General features: G+C 58.4%; 14 protein-coding genes. 8 read left to right on the forward strand and 6 right to left on the reverse strand.

Annotation, left to right across the window (positions count from 1 at the left end):
- Positions 1-64: 64 nt before the first annotated feature.
- The 5 genes from Q1W15_RS22885 to gap form a co-directional block, all read right to left on the reverse strand.
- The gene (locus tag Q1W15_RS22885; RefSeq protein ID WP_300732979.1) at positions 65-2,689 is read right to left on the reverse strand and encodes a TonB-dependent receptor; all 2,625 of its coding nucleotides are present in this window, start codon (positions 2,687-2,689) and stop codon (positions 65-67) included.
- A 118-nt stretch (positions 2,690-2,807) separates the two neighbouring features.
- Positions 2,808-3,713 carry a FecR domain-containing protein gene (locus Q1W15_RS22890; RefSeq protein WP_300733184.1) on the reverse strand — a complete coding sequence of 302 codons (906 nt, stop codon included), beginning with the start codon at positions 3,711-3,713 and terminating at the stop codon, positions 2,808-2,810.
- A 101-nt stretch (positions 3,714-3,814) separates the two neighbouring features.
- Positions 3,815-4,333 (reverse strand): RNA polymerase sigma factor, encoded by a 519-nt coding sequence (locus Q1W15_RS22895; RefSeq protein WP_300732981.1) that lies wholly within the window; start codon positions 4,331-4,333, stop codon positions 3,815-3,817.
- Positions 4,334-4,699: 366 nt separating this feature from the next.
- Positions 4,700-5,164, reverse strand: coding sequence for a methylglyoxal synthase (locus Q1W15_RS22900; protein ID WP_300732984.1), 465 nt, complete (start codon positions 5,162-5,164; stop codon positions 4,700-4,702).
- Positions 5,165-5,168: 4 nt separating this feature from the next.
- Positions 5,169-6,170 (reverse strand): type I glyceraldehyde-3-phosphate dehydrogenase, encoded by a 1,002-nt coding sequence (gap, locus tag Q1W15_RS22905; RefSeq protein WP_300732987.1) that lies wholly within the window; start codon positions 6,168-6,170, stop codon positions 5,169-5,171.
- Between the two features lie 209 nt (positions 6,171-6,379).
- On the opposite strand from gap, the gene edd reads away from it, so the two are divergent.
- From edd to Q1W15_RS22925, 4 genes are all read left to right on the forward strand, one after another.
- Positions 6,380-8,206 carry a phosphogluconate dehydratase gene (edd, locus tag Q1W15_RS22910; RefSeq protein WP_300732990.1) on the forward strand — a complete coding sequence of 609 codons (1,827 nt, stop codon included), beginning with the start codon at positions 6,380-6,382 and terminating at the stop codon, positions 8,204-8,206.
- Entirely contained in the window at positions 8,203-9,159 is a 957-nt protein-coding gene (locus Q1W15_RS22915; RefSeq protein ID WP_300732993.1) for a glucokinase, read from the forward strand. Before edd ends, Q1W15_RS22915 begins: the two co-directional genes overlap by 4 nt.
- A gap of 182 nt (positions 9,160-9,341) precedes the next feature.
- Positions 9,342-10,079 carry a response regulator gene (locus tag Q1W15_RS22920; RefSeq protein ID WP_300732996.1) on the forward strand — a complete coding sequence of 246 codons (738 nt, stop codon included), beginning with the start codon at positions 9,342-9,344 and terminating at the stop codon, positions 10,077-10,079.
- Positions 10,069-11,529: an ATP-binding protein gene (locus tag Q1W15_RS22925; protein ID WP_300732998.1), complete on the forward strand. Its 1,461-nt coding sequence runs from the start codon at positions 10,069-10,071 to the stop codon at positions 11,527-11,529. Before Q1W15_RS22920 ends, Q1W15_RS22925 begins: the two co-directional genes overlap by 11 nt.
- Here the strand turns inward: Q1W15_RS22925 and Q1W15_RS22930 are convergent.
- A complete protein-coding gene (locus Q1W15_RS22930; protein WP_300733001.1) occupies positions 11,498-12,145 on the reverse strand; it encodes an AP2 domain-containing protein in 648 nt (215 codons plus the stop codon). The genes Q1W15_RS22925 and Q1W15_RS22930 overlap by 32 nt on opposite strands.
- Before the next feature lie 350 nt (positions 12,146-12,495).
- Between Q1W15_RS22930 and Q1W15_RS22935 the strand changes: the two genes are divergently transcribed.
- From Q1W15_RS22935 to Q1W15_RS22950, 4 genes are all read left to right on the forward strand, one after another.
- Positions 12,496-13,782: an ABC transporter substrate-binding protein gene (locus Q1W15_RS22935; protein ID WP_300733004.1), complete on the forward strand. Its 1,287-nt coding sequence runs from the start codon at positions 12,496-12,498 to the stop codon at positions 13,780-13,782.
- A gap of 98 nt (positions 13,783-13,880) precedes the next feature.
- Complete coding sequence (locus Q1W15_RS22940; protein WP_300733007.1) at positions 13,881-14,789, forward strand: carbohydrate ABC transporter permease; 909 nt, start codon at positions 13,881-13,883, stop codon at positions 14,787-14,789.
- Complete coding sequence (locus tag Q1W15_RS22945) at positions 14,782-15,636, forward strand: carbohydrate ABC transporter permease (RefSeq protein WP_300733012.1); 855 nt, start codon at positions 14,782-14,784, stop codon at positions 15,634-15,636. The genes Q1W15_RS22940 and Q1W15_RS22945 overlap by 8 nt, the downstream gene beginning before the upstream one ends.
- A 3-nt stretch (positions 15,637-15,639) precedes the next feature.
- A complete protein-coding gene (locus Q1W15_RS22950; RefSeq protein ID WP_300733015.1) occupies positions 15,640-16,800 on the forward strand; it encodes an ABC transporter ATP-binding protein in 1,161 nt (386 codons plus the stop codon).
- The last annotated feature ends 30 nt before the right edge of the window (positions 16,801-16,830 follow it).

Consider the following 16,830-nt stretch of genomic DNA (forward strand, 5'->3'; position numbering starts at 1 on the left):
TGACGCATCACAGTAAAAAATCCTCACTGCACAGTAATAAAAGCTACGCAGTGAGGTTTTTGGGTCAGATTTCCCAGATCAGGTTGATTGCGAAGTTGCGGCCTGGTTGCGTCAGGCGCTCCAGATTGGCCGGGTTAACAACGGCGGCTTCACCCACCGCGTCATAGCTGCGAACGTCATCCCACAGCCAGTATTCCTTGTCAGTCAGGTTATAAATGCCGGCGCTGACGGTGACGTCCTTAGTGACCTTGTAAAACCCGCTCAGATCCAGGGTGCCGAAGCCTGGGGTTTTAAATTGTTTGCCTGCAATGTCAGGGGACTTGAACGAAGTTTCGTCCACCCGGTTTTTGCTTTTTACCAACGTCCAGCTCAGCAAGGCACCATAAGTGTCCTGCTCGTATCCCAGTCCAAAAACACCGGTTAGCGGGTTAACGCTATTGAGCGGTTCGCCTGAGTCGTTGTTTTGGCCGTGGGCGTAAGCAATAGAGCCTTTGGTGTACAGACCTTGCGGTGCCCCAATTGCATCCAACTGCAGTTTGCCTTTGGCCTCAATGCCCTTGATGGTCGCGTGCTTGATATTACGGCTTTTGAAGGCCTCTATCCCATAGCCTGGGCTCAGGTTGTCTTCGTCGATAAAGTCGCGGTATTTGTTGTAGAACACCGCTACGTCAAATGAGCCCTCATCAAAATTACCGCGCAAGCCTGTTTCGTAGCTTTTGCTTTTTTCCGGTTCCAGATTTGGGTTTGGTTCAACCACATAGCCTTGTTGCAGGTTTTCAAAGCGGCCGAAAAGCGCTTTGGCTGTTGGGGTGCGGAAACCTTCCGAGTACTGGCCGAACCACGTGTAGTTATCGTTAAACGAGTAGGTTACGCCCAGTTTTGGTGAGAGGCGATGCCAGGTCTTGGTAGCACTGTTGACGGGGTCTTGTTTCGCCGGATCCGGATCCGGATTGACCGTAGCCAAAAACGCCTCCGTCATTTTAGGCTTCATTTTGGTGTAGTCGTAGCGAACACCAGGCATAAAGGTCCACTGGTTCCAACTGATTTCATCCTGAGCGAATAGGCTGTAGGTGTTGATAGTCGGATCTGGGAAGTCGCTGAGTTTAGAGAATGTATCAGTAAGGTTGTCGGCGGGTGCTCCGGCTGCTGGGCAACCATCTTCTTTTTTCGGGCTGGCGGCGAGGCATGTGCCTTGACCTACACGCGATCCAGTGACTTTCTCATGCTTGATAGTGGCACCGTAGGTCAATAAATGATCAGTGCTGGCGATAGCGAACGCTTTGTCGAACTGAGCGTCAAATACCCATTGCTGCTCTTTGTAAAGGGTGTCACGGGTGCGATAGACATCTCGGGATGCTTTGTAATGCTCTTCGCTGCTCTGATGGGTCTTTGCGACTTGATAGTTCAAGCTCAACTTGCCGTGATCGGCCAACGCACTGTCGAAGGCAAAGGTGTTTTCCAGGCCAAAACGCTCGCGTTTCACGTTATCGGTACCGTTACGTGAACGGTACATGTTAAAGGGGCGACCGTTCATGAAAATACCGCCGATAACGCTTTTTTGATTGATGTCGCGCTTGTCGTTGTAGTTTTCGTAGGTGAAAGCGAGTCGGTCGTTGTCGTTGTAGTTCCAGCCTGCCTTGGCCAGTACGTTGGTGGTGCGAATAACTTCCGGGTTGGCCGCAGTACGGCTCAACCCCGTACCTCCGTGATCACCATAGGACTCTGTTTCGTGACCGTCGCGACGGCTCACATGCAGCAAACCGTCGAACTCACCGGAGCGCCCGGCCACGGTGCCGGACTTGAGCCAACTGCGATCAGCTGAGCTGTAGCCAGTTTTGAAGCGGGCACCCACATCTTGCCCCGGCTTGATAATGTCATCCGGATTGAGGGTGTAGTAGCTGACCGCACCGCCAATGGCGTTGCTGCCGTACAGCACCGACGCCGGGCCGCGCAAAACCTCAACGCTTCTGACAATCTCAGGATCAACGTAGTTACGCTGGGTCTTGGCGTAAGGCCCGTTGAAGAATGAGTTGGGGATTTCCACCCCATCAATTTGGGTGAGGATCCGATCACCATCGATACCCCGGATGTTATAGCCGCTGATACCGCCGCGCTGACCCGCGCCGCCTACCGAAACGCCTGGCTCATAGCGCACCAGGTCCTTGATGGTATTGACGTTCTGGCGGTCCAGTGCCTGGCGATCATGAACGGTCACGGTGCTGGGGACCGCGCTGACGTCCTGCTCGTTACGCGTGGCGCTGATGGTCACTTGTTGCAAGGCCAGCGTGCCGGAAGTCGCGCTGCGTTTTTCGAGCACGATGTTGTTGGCGCTCAGTTTGCGGTAGGTCAGGTTGGTGCCGGTGAGCAGGCGTTCCAGCGCTTTCTCCGGGGACAGCGAGCCGCGCGCACCCGGCGACGACACATCCTGTGCCAGTTCTGCCGGCAAGCCGACCTGCCAGCCGGTCACAGCGGTAAAGTCGTTCAGGGCCGAGGCGAGGGGTTGCTGGGAAATCGCAAACTTGTAATTGCCCACGGAGCGGGTGGCGGGCTGGTCTTCGGTGGCCGCGATGGCCGGGGCCGCCTGGACGCCGGCCAAGAGCATGGCGACGGTCAACAACGACAACGTGCACTGCTGCAAACCGCCTGTGCGGGCGTTGGAAGAGGACCGGCTGTTGAAACAAGTGGGCATTGATAGCGCTCCGTGGTGAACGACTCTTGTTAGTTGCAAAGCTGACTCAAAATGCGAATCAGTTGCATTGACTACAACGAGACGAATTACCAAAGGCCATCGCGTAAAAAAAGTTTAATTAATTCAGGATGACCAGCGCGGGGAATTCCGAGAGGTTTGACGAAGTGATGTGAGCCAGTGAGCGCACGATGTCCAGCGGTTGATCGAGGCGGTAATTACCGGTGACTGCGACATTGGCCAGCGTTTCGTTGTTGTTGATGATCCAGCCAGGGTAGTAGCGACGCACTTCGTCCAGCACCTTGCCCATCGGGCAGTTTTCGAACACCAGACGGCCCTGCACCCAGGCCAGGTCGGTCTGAGGGTTGAGCTTGACCGGCTGGCCAAATCCGTTAGGCCCGATACTGACGCTGTTACCCGCCGACAAGCGCATTTGTGCGCCCGCACTTTTTACCCTCAATTCAACATCGCCCCGTTGCACGCGCACTTGCGCTTCGCCATTGAGGTAGCTCACGGCAAAAGCGGTGTCACGCACGCTGGCGCGAACCGGGCCGGCGTCGAGCTGCAACGGCAACTCCAGGTTGGCCGGGACTTCAAAAAAGGCTTCGCCCTGATACAGCCGCGCAGTGCCCTGTGCGTTGACCAGGTGGCTGGAAAACGCGGAGTTGGTGTTCAGTAACACCTTTGACCCGTCTTCAAGTTGCAGGTGCTGGCGCTCGCCAACCACGGTCAGGTGATCGGCTTGCAGGCGCATCGGCACATTGCTGTAAGCCCCTACCGTCAGCACCAGTACAGCGGCCGTGGCCAGGTGTTTCCAGTGACGAGCGAGGCGGCGCAACAGGTGGGGGGCGCGCCGGGTTTGCAGGGCGTGCGCGGCCGCCAGCACCGGTTCACCATTCCACACGGCGTTAGCCTTGGCGAAGGCCAGGGCGTGAGCAGGGTCGGCATTAAGCCAGGCATTAAAGGCGCGCTGTTGTTCTTCATTCGCGCACTCAAGGGTAATCAGCCAGTCCAGTGCCTGATCCATTGCGCTGTCTTGCAGCACGTCTTGAGCAGAGGTGTGAGTGTCCGTCACAGATGTTCCTTGGCAGTCTCAGGCATTTTCGCGGCATCGATCGACTGTCAAGGTTAAGGCTGATTCAGTCTGTCGGCTACCCCGATGCAAATGGCCATGATCAATTTCAGTTCCTTTTGAACGGTGCTCAATGAAACGTCCAACTCCTGGGCTATCTCCTGATAACTGCAGCCATGCAGACGGCTAAGGATAAAGATCCGTTGCTGGCGGGCGCTTAACTGGCTCAGGCTCACACTTAAACGCTCCAGTAATTGCGCCGCCTGGTGGGCTTCTTCAGGGGTGCTGAGCGGTGAAGCGACCCCTTCAATGATTTCCGTCGGCACATCGTCGACCACCGTGCGCGATTGAATACGGCGCGCGCGCAGATGATCAAGCGCCAGATTGCGCGCAGTCTGGTACACAAACGGCTCAAGATGCTCCACGGTGCGCTCGTTAAGGGCACGGGTGACGCGCAAATAGGTCTCTTGCAGCAAGTCTTCGGCGGTACTGTGGTTATTCACCATGCGCTCAAGCGTGCGCAGCAGCGTTACCCGCTGAGTGAGGAAGACTTGATTGAAGTGGGAGTGACTCACAGGGCGACCCGACCGATTTTGAGCGAATGATAATGCTTATCATCTGTGCCGTTGGTCAAGTGATGTTTCAAAATGACCTGAATAAGCATCCTGCAAAGGGCCTTCGCACAAGCTCGCTCCTACGGATCACGGATGGCAGCGTTTGTAGGAACGAGCTTGCTCGTGATCTTTTGATCTGGCTTTTGATTTAAAGCCTCCCCTTAAACCACGCTGGCCGATCGCGGAGGCCCACGGCGTAAAGCCGGAACCTTCAGTGGCCGTGACCGCAGCAATGGACAGGATTGCTGAACGACAGCGCGGCGTCGAAGACGGGGCGGCCCCTCCTACAGGCGTTAGCCTGCGTGGTTTATGCAGGTGTATCGCGCGTTACACGCGCCCCTTCAAATACGCGCTGTAATCAGGAATGCGGTGAGCGTGCGGCTGGCTCATCAGCGGGCTGCTGAGCAGGTAGTCGGCGCTGCATTCATTGCACGCCACCGGGATATTCCACACGGCCGCCACCCGCAGCAGCGCCTTGATATCCGGGTCGTGAGGCTGAGGCTCGAACGGGTCCCAGAAGAACACCAGCATATCGACCTGTTGCTCGGCGATGCGCGCGCCCACTTGCTGATCGCCCCCCAAAGGCCCGCTGATCATGCTCTCAATCGGCAACCCCAGGCGTTGGCTCAACAGCGAGCCCGTGGTGCCGGTGGCACACAAGTCGTGCTGGCTGAGGGCCGATTTATGACGCTCGGCCCAGTCCAGCAAGAAACCCTTGCAGTGATCATGGGCCACCAGCGCGATGCGCTTGCGAGCCGCCAGAGTGGCGGTGGTGAAGCTGATACCGATCATCGCGTTACTCCGCGTTGCACAGCGCCAGGCAGTTATCGAGCATGCGGTTCGAGAAGCCCCACTCGTTGTCGTACCAGGCCAGCACTTTGAGCAGCCTGCCGCTGACTTTGGTGTGATTGGCGTCGAAAATCGACGAAAGCGGGTTGTGGTTAAAGTCGCTCGATACCAGCGGCAAGGTGTTGTAGCCCAGCACTCTGGAATGCTGACTGGCTTCTTTGAACACCGCGTTGACGTGCTCGGCCGTGGCTTCTCGTTTGAGTTCCACGGTCAGGTCGACCAGTGACACGTTGATCACCGGTACGCGAACCGCCATGCCGGTCAGTTTGCCCGCCAGTTCCGGCAGCACCAGGCCTACCGCTTCGGCTGCGCCGGTCTTACTCGGGATCATGTTCTGGGTGGCCGAACGCGCGCGGTAAGGGTCGCTGTGGTAAACGTCGGTCAGGTTCTGATCATTGGTGTAGGCGTGGATGGTGGTCATCAGGCCGTTTTCAATGCCGAATTCGCGGTGCAGGATTTGCGCCACCGGAGCCAGACAGTTGGTGGTGCACGAGGCGTTGGAGATGATCTGGTGCGATTGGCGCAGAATGTCGTGGTTCACGCCGTAGACGACCGTCGCATCGGCATTTTTACCGGGTGCAGAGATAATGACCTTGCGGGCGCCGGCCACAATATGGGCCTCGGCCTTGCTGCGCTCGGTGAACAGGCCCGTGCATTCGAACACCACGTCAACCTTCAAGGCGGCCCACGGCAGTTCAGCCGGGTTGCGAATGGCCGTGACAGCAATACGGTCACCGTTGACGGTCAGGCTCTCCTGGTCATGCTCGACAGTGGCATCGAAGGTGCCATGAACGGTGTCATATTTGAGCAGGTGAGCATTGATGGAACTGTCACCCAGGTCATTGATGGCGACGACCTGCAAGTCCTGACGGTAGCCTTGGGTATACAGTGCACGCAGGACGTTGCGGCCGATACGGCCAAAGCCATTGATTGCAATTCGTAGTGTCATGGAAAGCGCCTGCCATCGATTTGTTGTTGGAATTACAAGATTATTCTCATAAAAATAGAAAACAAGCCATTTAAGTGGCAATATTTTGTTCAATCTACAACGAGTGACCTGAATCAACGGGTCCGAATGATTGAAGTCGCGCCGCGTCGCGCTTCGGTCAGCATAGGACACGTGCAGGTCGCCACATCCGTTAGCCTGGAGTTCTACACATGCATCCCCGCGTTCTTGAAGTGACCGAGCGTCTTATTGCCCGCAGTCGAGCGACCCGCGAGGCGTACCTGGCGCTTATTCGCGGTGCCGCCAGTGACGGCCCGCAACGCGGCAAGTTGCAGTGCGCCAACTTCGCCCATGGCGTGGCGGGGTGTGGCACGGAAGATAAAAACACCTTGCGCCTGATGAACGCGGCTAACGTGGCCATTGTTTCGTCCTATAACGACATGCTCTCGGCGCACCAGCCTTACGAGCATTTTCCTGAACAGATCAAAAAAGCCCTGCGCGAAGTTGGCTCGGTGGGGCAGTTTGCGGGCGGTACGCCAGCAATGTGTGACGGCGTGACACAGGGCGAAGCGGGTATGGAACTGAGCTTGCTGAGCCGCGAAGTGATTGCCTTGTCGACCGCTGTGGCGCTGTCGCACAACATGTTCGACGCGGCCCTGATGCTGGGCATCTGCGACAAAATCGTGCCGGGTCTGTTGATGGGCGCGTTGCGCTTCGGTCACTTGCCGACGATCTTTGTGCCGGGCGGGCCGATGCCATCGGGTATTTCCAACAAGGAAAAGGCTGACGTTCGCCAGCGTTATGCCGAGGGCAAGGCCAGCCGCGAAGAGCTGCTGGAGTCAGAGATGAAGTCTTACCACAGCCCGGGTACTTGCACGTTTTATGGCACGGCCAACACCAACCAGTTGCTGATGGAGGTCATGGGCCTGCATTTGCCGGGGGCCTCTTTCGTCAACCCTTACACGCCATTGCGCGATGCCCTGACTCGCGAAGCGGCGCACCAAGTGACCCGTCTTACCCAGCAAAATGGCAGTTTCACGCCGCTGGGCGAGATTGTTGACGAGCGTTCGCTGGTCAACTCTATCGTTGCCCTGCACGCGACCGGTGGCTCCACCAACCACACCCTGCACATGCCGGCAATTGCCATGGCGGCGGGTATTCAGTTGACATGGCAAGACATGGCCGACCTGTCCGAGGTGGTACCGACGCTGTCCCACGTGTACCCGAACGGCAAGGCCGACATCAACCACTTCCAGGCGGCGGGTGGCATGGCTTTTCTGATCCGCGAACTGCTCGAAGCCGGATTGCTGCATGAAAACGTCAACACCGTGGCGGGCTTTGGCCTGAGCCGCTACACCCGCGAACCGTTCCTGGTGGACGGCGAACTGGTGTGGCGCGATGGCCCGGTTGAAAGCCTCGATGAGTCGATTTTGCGCCCGGTGGCGCGCGCGTTTTCGGCTGAAGGGGGCTTGCGGGTCATGGAGGGCAACTTGGGGCGCGGTGTCATGAAAGTGTCGGCGGTTGCCCCCGAGCATCAAATTGTCGAAGCCCCGGCGCGGGTGTTTCAGGACCAGCAAGAACTGGCCGATGCGTTCAAGGCGGGTGAGCTGGAGCGCGATTTTGTGGCGGTGATGCGCTTTCAGGGCCCGCGCTCCAATGGTATGCCGGAGTTGCACAAAATGACGCCGTTTCTGGGCGTGCTGCAAGACCGCGGCTTTAAGGTGGCGCTGATTACCGACGGGCGCATGTCCGGGGCTTCAGGCAAAATTCCGGCGGCCATTCATGTCAGCCCCGAAGCGGCTATTGGCGGTGCACTGGCGCGCGTGCTGGACGGCGATATCATCCGGGTCGACGGCGTTAAAGGCACGTTGCAACTGTTGGTGGACGAGGCCGCGTTTGCCGCTCGCACTCCGGCCGTCGGTACCTTGAGCAACGCGGTCGGCACCGGGCGTGAGTTGTTTGCGTTTATGCGCCAGGCCTTCAGTTCGGCCGAGCAGGGCGCGAGTACTTTCACTTCGTCGCTGGAAACCCTCAAATGAAGCTCGCCCTTGTCGGTGATATCGGCGGTACCAACGCGCGTTTTGCCCTGTGGGACAACGGGCAGTTAAGTTCGGTCCGCGTCCTGGCCACGGCCGATTTCGCCTGCCCGCAGGCGGCTGTCAGGCACTACCTCGATGACCTCAACATAGCCCTGGGCACGGTGGGCTCTGTGTGCCTGTCGGTGGCCGGGCCTGTGAGTGGCGATGAGTTTCGCTTCACCAACAATCACTGGCGCTTGAGCCGTTCGGTGTTTTGCCATGATCTGCAGGTGGACAACCTGCTGCTGATCAACGACTTCAATGCGATGGCGCTGGGCATGACCTGCCTGGCCCCCGAAGACGTACGCCAAGTGTGCCCCGGCCTCGCGGAGCCCGAGCGGCCGGCAGTGGTGATCGGGCCGGGTACCGGGCTGGGCGTGGGCACTCTGCTGAATCTGGGTGAGGGCCAATGGATGGCTTTGCCGGGGGAGGGCGGCCACGTTGACCTGCCCGTGAGCAACCCGCGCGAAGTGCAATTGTGGCAACACATCTACAACGACATCGGCCATGTCAGTGCGGAAACCATTCTGAGCGGCAGCGGTTTGCCGCGTGTGTATCGGGCCATCTGCGCCGTCGAGGGTCATACGCCGGTGCTCGACAGCGACCGTGCCATTACCGCTGCGGCCCTGGCAGGTGACCCGGTGGCGCTGCAAGTGCTCGAGCAGTTCAGTTGCTGGTTGGGGCGCGTGGCGGGCAATAACGTGCTGACCGTCGGCGGCCGTGGCGGGGTGTACATCGTGGGGGGCGTGGTGCCGCGCTTTGCGGATATTTTCCTGGCCAGCGGTTTTGCCAAAAGCTTCACGGACAAAGGCTGCATGAGTGATTACCTTAAGGGGATTCCAGTGTGGCTGGTCACGGCACCGTATTCGGGGTTGATGGGGGCGGGCGTAGCGTTGCAACAAGCGTTTGGTTGACCGCGCTTCGTGGGCGGGGCCTCCCGTCTTCGACGCCGCGCTGTTGCGCGGTAACCCTAGCCATTGCTGCGATAACGGCCACATAAGGTTCCGGCTTTACGCCGTGTTGCTTTGAAAGCGCAAAGTCACCAAACGCTCATACCCCTACCACGGGGTGCCTAAAAACAATAAGGAATACCGCTGTGAGCGCACTCGGCAAATCCATTTTGCTGGTCGATGACGATCAGGAAATTCGTGACCTGCTTGATCTTTATCTGAGTCGCGCCGGTTTTGCGGTGCGGGCCGTGGGAGATGGCGCAGGGTTGCGGCAGGCGCTGGAACAGGGCAGCAGCGACTTGTTGATCCTGGATGTCATGCTCCCCGACGAAGATGGCTTCAGCCTGTGCCGCTGGGTGCGGCAACACCCGCGTTTTGCTCAAACCCCGATCATCATGCTCACCGCCAGCTCTGATGAGGCTGACCGCGTGATTGGCCTTGAGCTGGGCGCGGATGATTACTTGGGCAAGCCCTTTAGCCCTCGCGAGCTCCAGGCGCGGATCAAGGCGCTGTTGCGCCGTTCGCAATTTGCCAGTGTGGGCGTGGCGGGGGGGCATGACGTCATGGTGTTTGATGAGTGGCGGCTCAACACCGTGACTCATCGGCTGTTTCATCGTGACGGTGAAGAGGTGATTTTGTCGGGGGCCGACTTTGCCCTGCTCAAACTGTTTTTGGACAACCCGCAACAAATTCTTGATCGCGACACCATCGGCAACGCCACACGTGGCCGCGACCTGATGCCCCTGGACCGTATCGTCGATATGGCCGTCAGCCGCTTGCGCCAGCGCCTGCGAGACACGGGCAAACCGCCCCGGCTGATTCGCACCGTCCGTGGCAGCGGCTATCAACTGGCCGCTGACGTCGTGATCAGCCATGGTCTTTAAAGGGCTGCGCAAACCCCGTTTGCCCCGGTCATTGCTGGGCCGCATGTTGTTGCTCACCTTGTTGGCCATACTGCTGGCGCAAACGCTGTCCAGCCTGATCTGGTTGTCCCAGTTGCGCACCACGCAACTGGAAGGCCTGGTCAACAGCGCTCGCAGCCTGGCGTACTCGATGAATGCCACCGTGACGTACTTGCGCTCGTTGCCCTTGGCCTATCGCCCGCTGGTGCTCGACCAGTTGCGCAGCATGGGCGGTACGCGCTTTGTCGTAAGCCTCAACGACAAACCACTGGACATGCAGGTGCTGGCCCCGACCCAGCGCAAGCAGGCCGTGCTGGAGGCGGTTGATCAAGTGTTGCGCCACTCCCTGGGCCCGCAGGTGGACCTCTCGGTGAAGTTTGTCAGCCCCCAGGACCTGCGTATCTTCAATGCCGGCTTGAAACTCGATGAGCTGCCGCGTTCGTGGGCGCATTTCGCGTTGACCCTTGAGCCGGTCAACCCGCCGGTGCTGGTGACACAAATCCGCTTGGCCACGGACGAATGGCTGTACATCGCCTCGCTGTTGCCGCAGCCCTACACCAGCCTTGAAGAGGAAGGGCTGCCCGCCTTGCAACTGTGGTTTATTGTGTTGAGCAGCCTGTTTTTACTGTTGTTTATCGGTGTGCTGGTGCATTGGCAAAGCCGCCCGCTCAAGCGCTTGGCGCGGGCGGCGCGTGATATGTCGCTGGGCGAAGACGAGGCCAAACCGGTTGCAATCGGCGGTGGCAGTGAAGTGGCGGAGGTGGCACGGGCGTTTAACACCATGCGGGCGCGTATCAGCCGTTACCTGACCGAGCGCGGCCAATTGTTCAGTGCTATTTCCCATGACCTGCGCACCCCCATCACGCGGTTGCGGTTGCGCGTGGAACTGCTTGAAGACGAGGCCCTGCAGCACAAATTCGGCCGCGATCTGGATGAGCTGGAAATGCTCGTCAAAGGCGCGCTGCAATGCGTAAAAGACACAGACATCCACGAAAATATCGAGCCGGTGGACCTGAACCTGTTGCTGGACTGCCTGATCGAGCCGTATCTGTTACCCCATGGAAATGGCCGCGTGACGGTGCAAGGGCAGGCGCTCAAGGCTTATCCAGGCAAACCGCTGGCGCTACGCCGGTGCATGGGCAACCTGATCGATAACGCGCTCAAGTACGGTCATAAGGCGCATTTGACCGTTGTGGACCATGAACGCGCCTTTGTATTGACCGTTGATGATGAAGGCCCGGGCGTGCCACAGCAGCGTCTTGAACAGGTCTTTGAACCTCATGTTCGCCTGGCTGGACAGCAACAGGGCTACGGCCTGGGGCTCGGTATCGCGCGTAGCATTGCCCACAGCCATGGCGGCGAAGTGAGCTTGCAGAACCTGCGCGTCAAAGGCTTGCGCGTTACTTTGTATTTGCCTCGAAATGCCGATTGATCGACTGGCGGGCCTGTTCGGCACTGATGGGCAGTACCGGTTCCAAATGGGTTTTGGTGCTGTCTTCTAGCGCAGTCTTCAGTTCGCGGGGCTTATTCATGGCCGCCTTGATGCGGTTTTCACGCACGCGTCGGCTGGTTTGGCTGAAATGCTGCTGCAGTTTTTCCATGGCCACGTCATAGGGCTCGTTGCACAGCGTCAATTGCCGCTCGCGCTCCTGCAACGCCAGTTGCTTGGCCTCGTCATCGCCATAGCGGTCAATGCGAAAGCTTTTGCTCAAGTTGTAACCATGAATACGGGTGGTCGCCCGCCAGTATTCAATATGGTTGGATTGAACCCGGTACACCCCCGGGTGGCCGCTGGTGTTGTGAGGCATCAATCGCTGGCGGCATTCATATGAAAACGAGAGCGGGGCTTTCAGTGCCAGCTCATCACGCAGGGCCTCGGCGGCTGCCAACGCGGCCGATTCGCCACCGTACTCAGCGAAATTGAAGAGGTGCACATGGTTTCTTCCCGCGTGCTGGACATCGACTTTCCAGGCGTAGGGTTGGCCGTCAGGGTGTTTGGCGGCGTAAATGAAGCAATGATTGCGAGGTGTCAGGCTTTTTTTCTGCATGGTGCACATCTCCTGATAGTGTCAGCATCCGTTCTTAAGAAGGGGTGATGAATAGCAGACTCGCTGAAGTTTTTTGCAGGTACAACGTGGGAAAACGACTTCGGGATGTGTCCTACAGGGAATGCGGAAAAAGCTTTACATGGAGTTGGGTGCAAGTCCAAACACGAGTCAGAACACAGGGCTTGGGCCTGGCGAATAATCATCGGAACTCACACAAGTCGGTGCTCAATGTCACCGTTTCGTGACAAATGCGCGTCTTTTCGTGACGTGAGGCGCGACAGTGATGGATAGACTCATGGCAAGCGCAAGCAACAGACTTGCACCGCGATAACAACAAGAAAGGTTCTGACATGAATTCGTTCAATCGCCTCGCCGTTGTCATTTCTCTCGTTTCATTACTGCCCCTGAATGCCTATGCCGCTGATACCGCCCCCAAAGGCGAAGTTGAAGTGGTGCACTGGTGGACCTCGGGTGGTGAAGCCAAAGCCGTCGGTGTGCTTAAGGCCCTGATGGAGAAAGATGGCTTCGCCTGGAAAGACGGTGCGGTAGCCGGTGGCGGCGGTGCAGCGGCCATGACCGTCCTCAAGACCCGCGCCGTCTCGGGCAACCCGCCTTCAGCCGCTCAAATCAAAGGCCCCGACTTGCAGGATTGGGGCGCATTGGGGTTACTGGCACCGCTCGATGACGTGTCCAGCGCCAACCACTGGGACTCGCTGTTGTCCAAAACCGTGTCCGACATCATGAAAGTGGACGGCCATTACGTGGCCGTGCCACTGAACATTCACCGCGTTAACTGGCTGTGGATCAACCCGCAGGTGTTCAAGAAAGCCGGGATCGACAAAGCACCGGCCACCCTTGAGGAACTGTATGCCGCGGGTGACAAACTTAAGGCCGCCGGTTTTATTCCGTTGGCACACGGCGGTCAGCCTTGGCAGGACAGCACAGTATTTGAAGACCTGGTGCTGAGCATCATGGGGACCGATGGCTATAAGAAGGCTCTGGTCGACCTGGATGAAACCACGCTGACAAGCGCGCAGATGGCGGAAGTCTTCACGGCGCTGAAAAAACTCCAGGGGTATATGGACCCCGATGGCACCGGCCAGGACTGGAACCTGGAAGCCGCCAAAGTGATTAGCGGCAAGGCGGGTATGCAGATCATGGGGGACTGGGCCAAAAGCGAGTGGACCGCCGCAGGGAAAAAGGCGGGTACTGACTATGAGTGTGTACCGTTCCCAGGCACCCAAGGCAGCTTCATTTACAACATCGACTCCCTGGCCATGTTCAAGCTGGCCGGTAGCAAGAACACCCCCGGTAATATTGCGGCCCAGAATGACTTGGCCAAGGTCGTGCTTGAACCGCAATTCCAATACGTGTTCAACGAAAACAAAGGTTCCATCCCGGTGCGCAATGATCTGGACATGACCCGTTTCGACAGCTGTGGCCAGGCCTCTGCCAAGGATTTTGCCGCCGCCGACAAGGCCGGCAAGCTGGAACCGAGCATGGCCCACAACATGGCCACATCGCTGGCCGTGCAGGGGGCCATTTTTGATGTCGTGAGCAACTTTATGAGCGACAAAAATGCCGACCCGGCCAAGGCGGGTAAACAATTGGCGTCGGCGATCAAAGCCGCCCGGTAACGCCTCATTCTCTCGCCGCGTTCGCGCGGCCCCTTATCTTTCGGTTCAGGCGGTGTCTGCGGGTGCAGAGGCCGGCGAACCCCTGTGGGAGCATTTCGATGAGTGCTGTGGCGGTATTGCGCAAGGCCTCGCCGTTTGACGCGCTGCAACGCTGGTTGCCCAAGCTGGTGCTGGCACCGAGCATGCTGATCGTTCTGGTGGGGTTTTATGGCTACATTTTTTGGACGTTCCTGCTGTCGTTCACCAACTCCAGTTTTATGCCCAGCTACCAATGGGTCGGGTTACAGCAATACGCCCGGCTGATGGCCAATGATCGCTGGTGGGTGGCGAGCCAGAACCTGGCGGTGTTTGGTGGCCTGTTTATTGTGATCAGCCTGGTGATTGGCGTGTTTCTGGCGGTGCTGCTTGACCAGCGAATTCGCAAAGAAGGATTTATCCGCACGATTTACTTGTACCCCATGGCACTGTCGATGATCGTTACCGGCACGGCCTGGAAATGGCTGCTCAACCCCGGCTTGGGGCTGGACAAAATGCTGCGTGATTGGGGCTGGGAAGGCTTTCGTTTCGATTGGCTGCTGGACCAGGATCGGGTCGTTTACTGCTTGGTCATCGCTGCCGTGTGGCAGGCATCCGGATTTGTGATGGCGATGTTTCTGGCCGGGTTGCGCGGGGTCGATCAATCGATTATTCGGGCAGCTCAAGTGGATGGTGCGAGCTTGCCTGTCATCTATTTGCGCATCGTGCTGCCGAGCCTGCGCCCGGTGTTTTTCAGCGCCTTTATGATCCTGGCGCACATCGCCATCAAGAGCTTTGACCTGGTGTCGGCGATGACGGCAGGCGGGCCGGGTTATTCGTCCGATTTGCCAGCCATGTTCATGTACAACTTCACCTTCAGTCGTGGGCAAATGGGTATTGGTTCAGCCAGCGCCATCATGATGCTGGGGGCGATTCTGGCCATCCTCGTGCCTTACCTGTACTCCGAGCTGAGGAGCAAACGCCATGACTGACCTGACGCGCCGCTTCGGTGCATCGCGCTTGACCTTTAGCCGGGTGGCCATTTACGCCACCTTGATCCTGGCGGCGGCGGTGTACTTGATCCCGCTGGTGGTCATGCTGTTGACCAGCTTTAAAAGCCCGGAAGACATTCGTACCGGCAACCTGTTGAGCTGGCCGCAGGTGATTGATGGCATTGGCTGGATCAAGGCCTGGGACACGGTGGGCGGCTATTTCTGGAACTCGGTGAAAATCACCGTGCCGGCGGTGCTGATCTCGACCTTTGTGGGGGCCATGAATGGCTACGTGCTGTCGATGTGGCGCTTTCGAGGTTCGCAACTATTCTTCGGCCTGCTGCTGTTTGGCTGCTTCCTGCCGTTCCAGACCGTCTTGCTGCCGGCTTCGTTCACCATCGGCAAGCTGGGCCTGGCCAACACCACCACGGGCCTGGTGCTGGTGCATGTGGTGTACGGGCTAGCGTTTACCACGCTGTTTTTCCGCAACTACTACGTGAGTATTCCGGATGCACTGGTCAAGGCGGCGCGCCTGGACGGTGCCGGCTTCTTCACTATTTTCGGGCGCATTCTACTGCCGATGTCAGTGCCGATCGTGATGGTGTGCCTGATCTGGCAGTTCACTCAAATCTGGAACGACTTTTTGTTTGGCGTGGTGTTTGCCAGTGGTGATGCGCAGCCCATTACGGTGGCGTTGAACAACTTGGTCAACACCAGCACCGGGGCCAAGGAATACAACGTCGACATGGCGGCGGCCATGATTGCGGGGTTGCCGACGCTGCTGGTTTACATATTTGCAGGCAAGTATTTCCTGCGCGGGCTCACGTCCGGCGCGGTCAAGGGGTAAGGCATGGCAACTCTCGAATTACGCAACGTCAATAAAACCTACGGCAAAGGCTTGCCGGACACGCTCAAAGACATCGAACTGAAAATCGAGGACGGCGAGTTCCTGATTCTGGTGGGCCCGTCGGGCTGCGGAAAATCCACGTTGATGAACTGCATCGCCGGGCTGGAGAGCATCAGTGGCGGTTCGATTCTGGTGGACGATGCCGACATCAGCGGCATGAACCCCAAGGACCGTGACATTGCGATGGTGTTTCAGTCTTACGCGCTGTACCCGACCATGAACGTGCGAGACAACATCGCGTTCGGTCTGAAGATTCGCAAAATGACGCCTGCCGCTATCGACGAAGAAGTAGCCCGTGTCGCCAAGCTGCTGCAGATCGAACACCTGCTGACCCGTAAACCCGGCCAGTTGTCCGGCGGTCAGCAGCAGCGCGTGGCGATGGGCCGAGCGCTGGCGCGGCGGCCGAAGATTTACCTGTTCGACGAGCCCTTGTCCAACCTCGACGCCAAACTGCGGGTCGAGATGCGCACCGAAATGAAGTTGATGCACCAGCGGCTGAAAACCACCACCGTTTACGTTACCCATGACCAGATCGAAGCGATGACCTTGGGCGACAAAGTGGCGGTCATGAAGGACGGCATCATTCAGCAGTTCGGCACGCCAAAAGACATCTACAACGACCCGGCCAACCTGTTTGTGGCGAGCTTTATTGGTTCGCCACCCATGAACTTCATCCCCGCGCGCCTGGAACGCCGTAACGCTCGCTTGTGGGCACTGCTCGACAGTGGCCAGGCGCGTTGCGAGTTGCCGTTGGCGGTGCATGAGGCGGGCCTGGAAAGCCGTGACGTGATGTTGGGGGTCCGCGCCGAGCAAATCACACTGGCGTTGCCTGTGCCCAATGGCCAGCCAACGATTCGTGCCGACGTGCGTATCACTGAACCGACGGGCCCGGACACGCTGGTGTTTGTTCAGCTCAATGAAACCAAAGTTTGCTGCCGCCTGGCCCCTGATGAGGCACCGCAGGTGGGCGAGTCTGTGACCTTGCAGTTTGACCCGGCCAAAGTGCTGCTGTTTGACGCCGGCACGGGTGAGCGCCTGGGCACGGGCGCTGCGCTGCCCGCACACACTCAGGCCGGCAATGTGACCCCGATCAAGGGGCGCTAAATGCCGGCGCGCAAGGGTTTTGTGGCGCTG

Source organism: Pseudomonas sp. (genome assembly GCF_030150285.1).
GTDB lineage: Bacteria > Pseudomonadota > Gammaproteobacteria > Pseudomonadales > Pseudomonadaceae > Aquipseudomonas.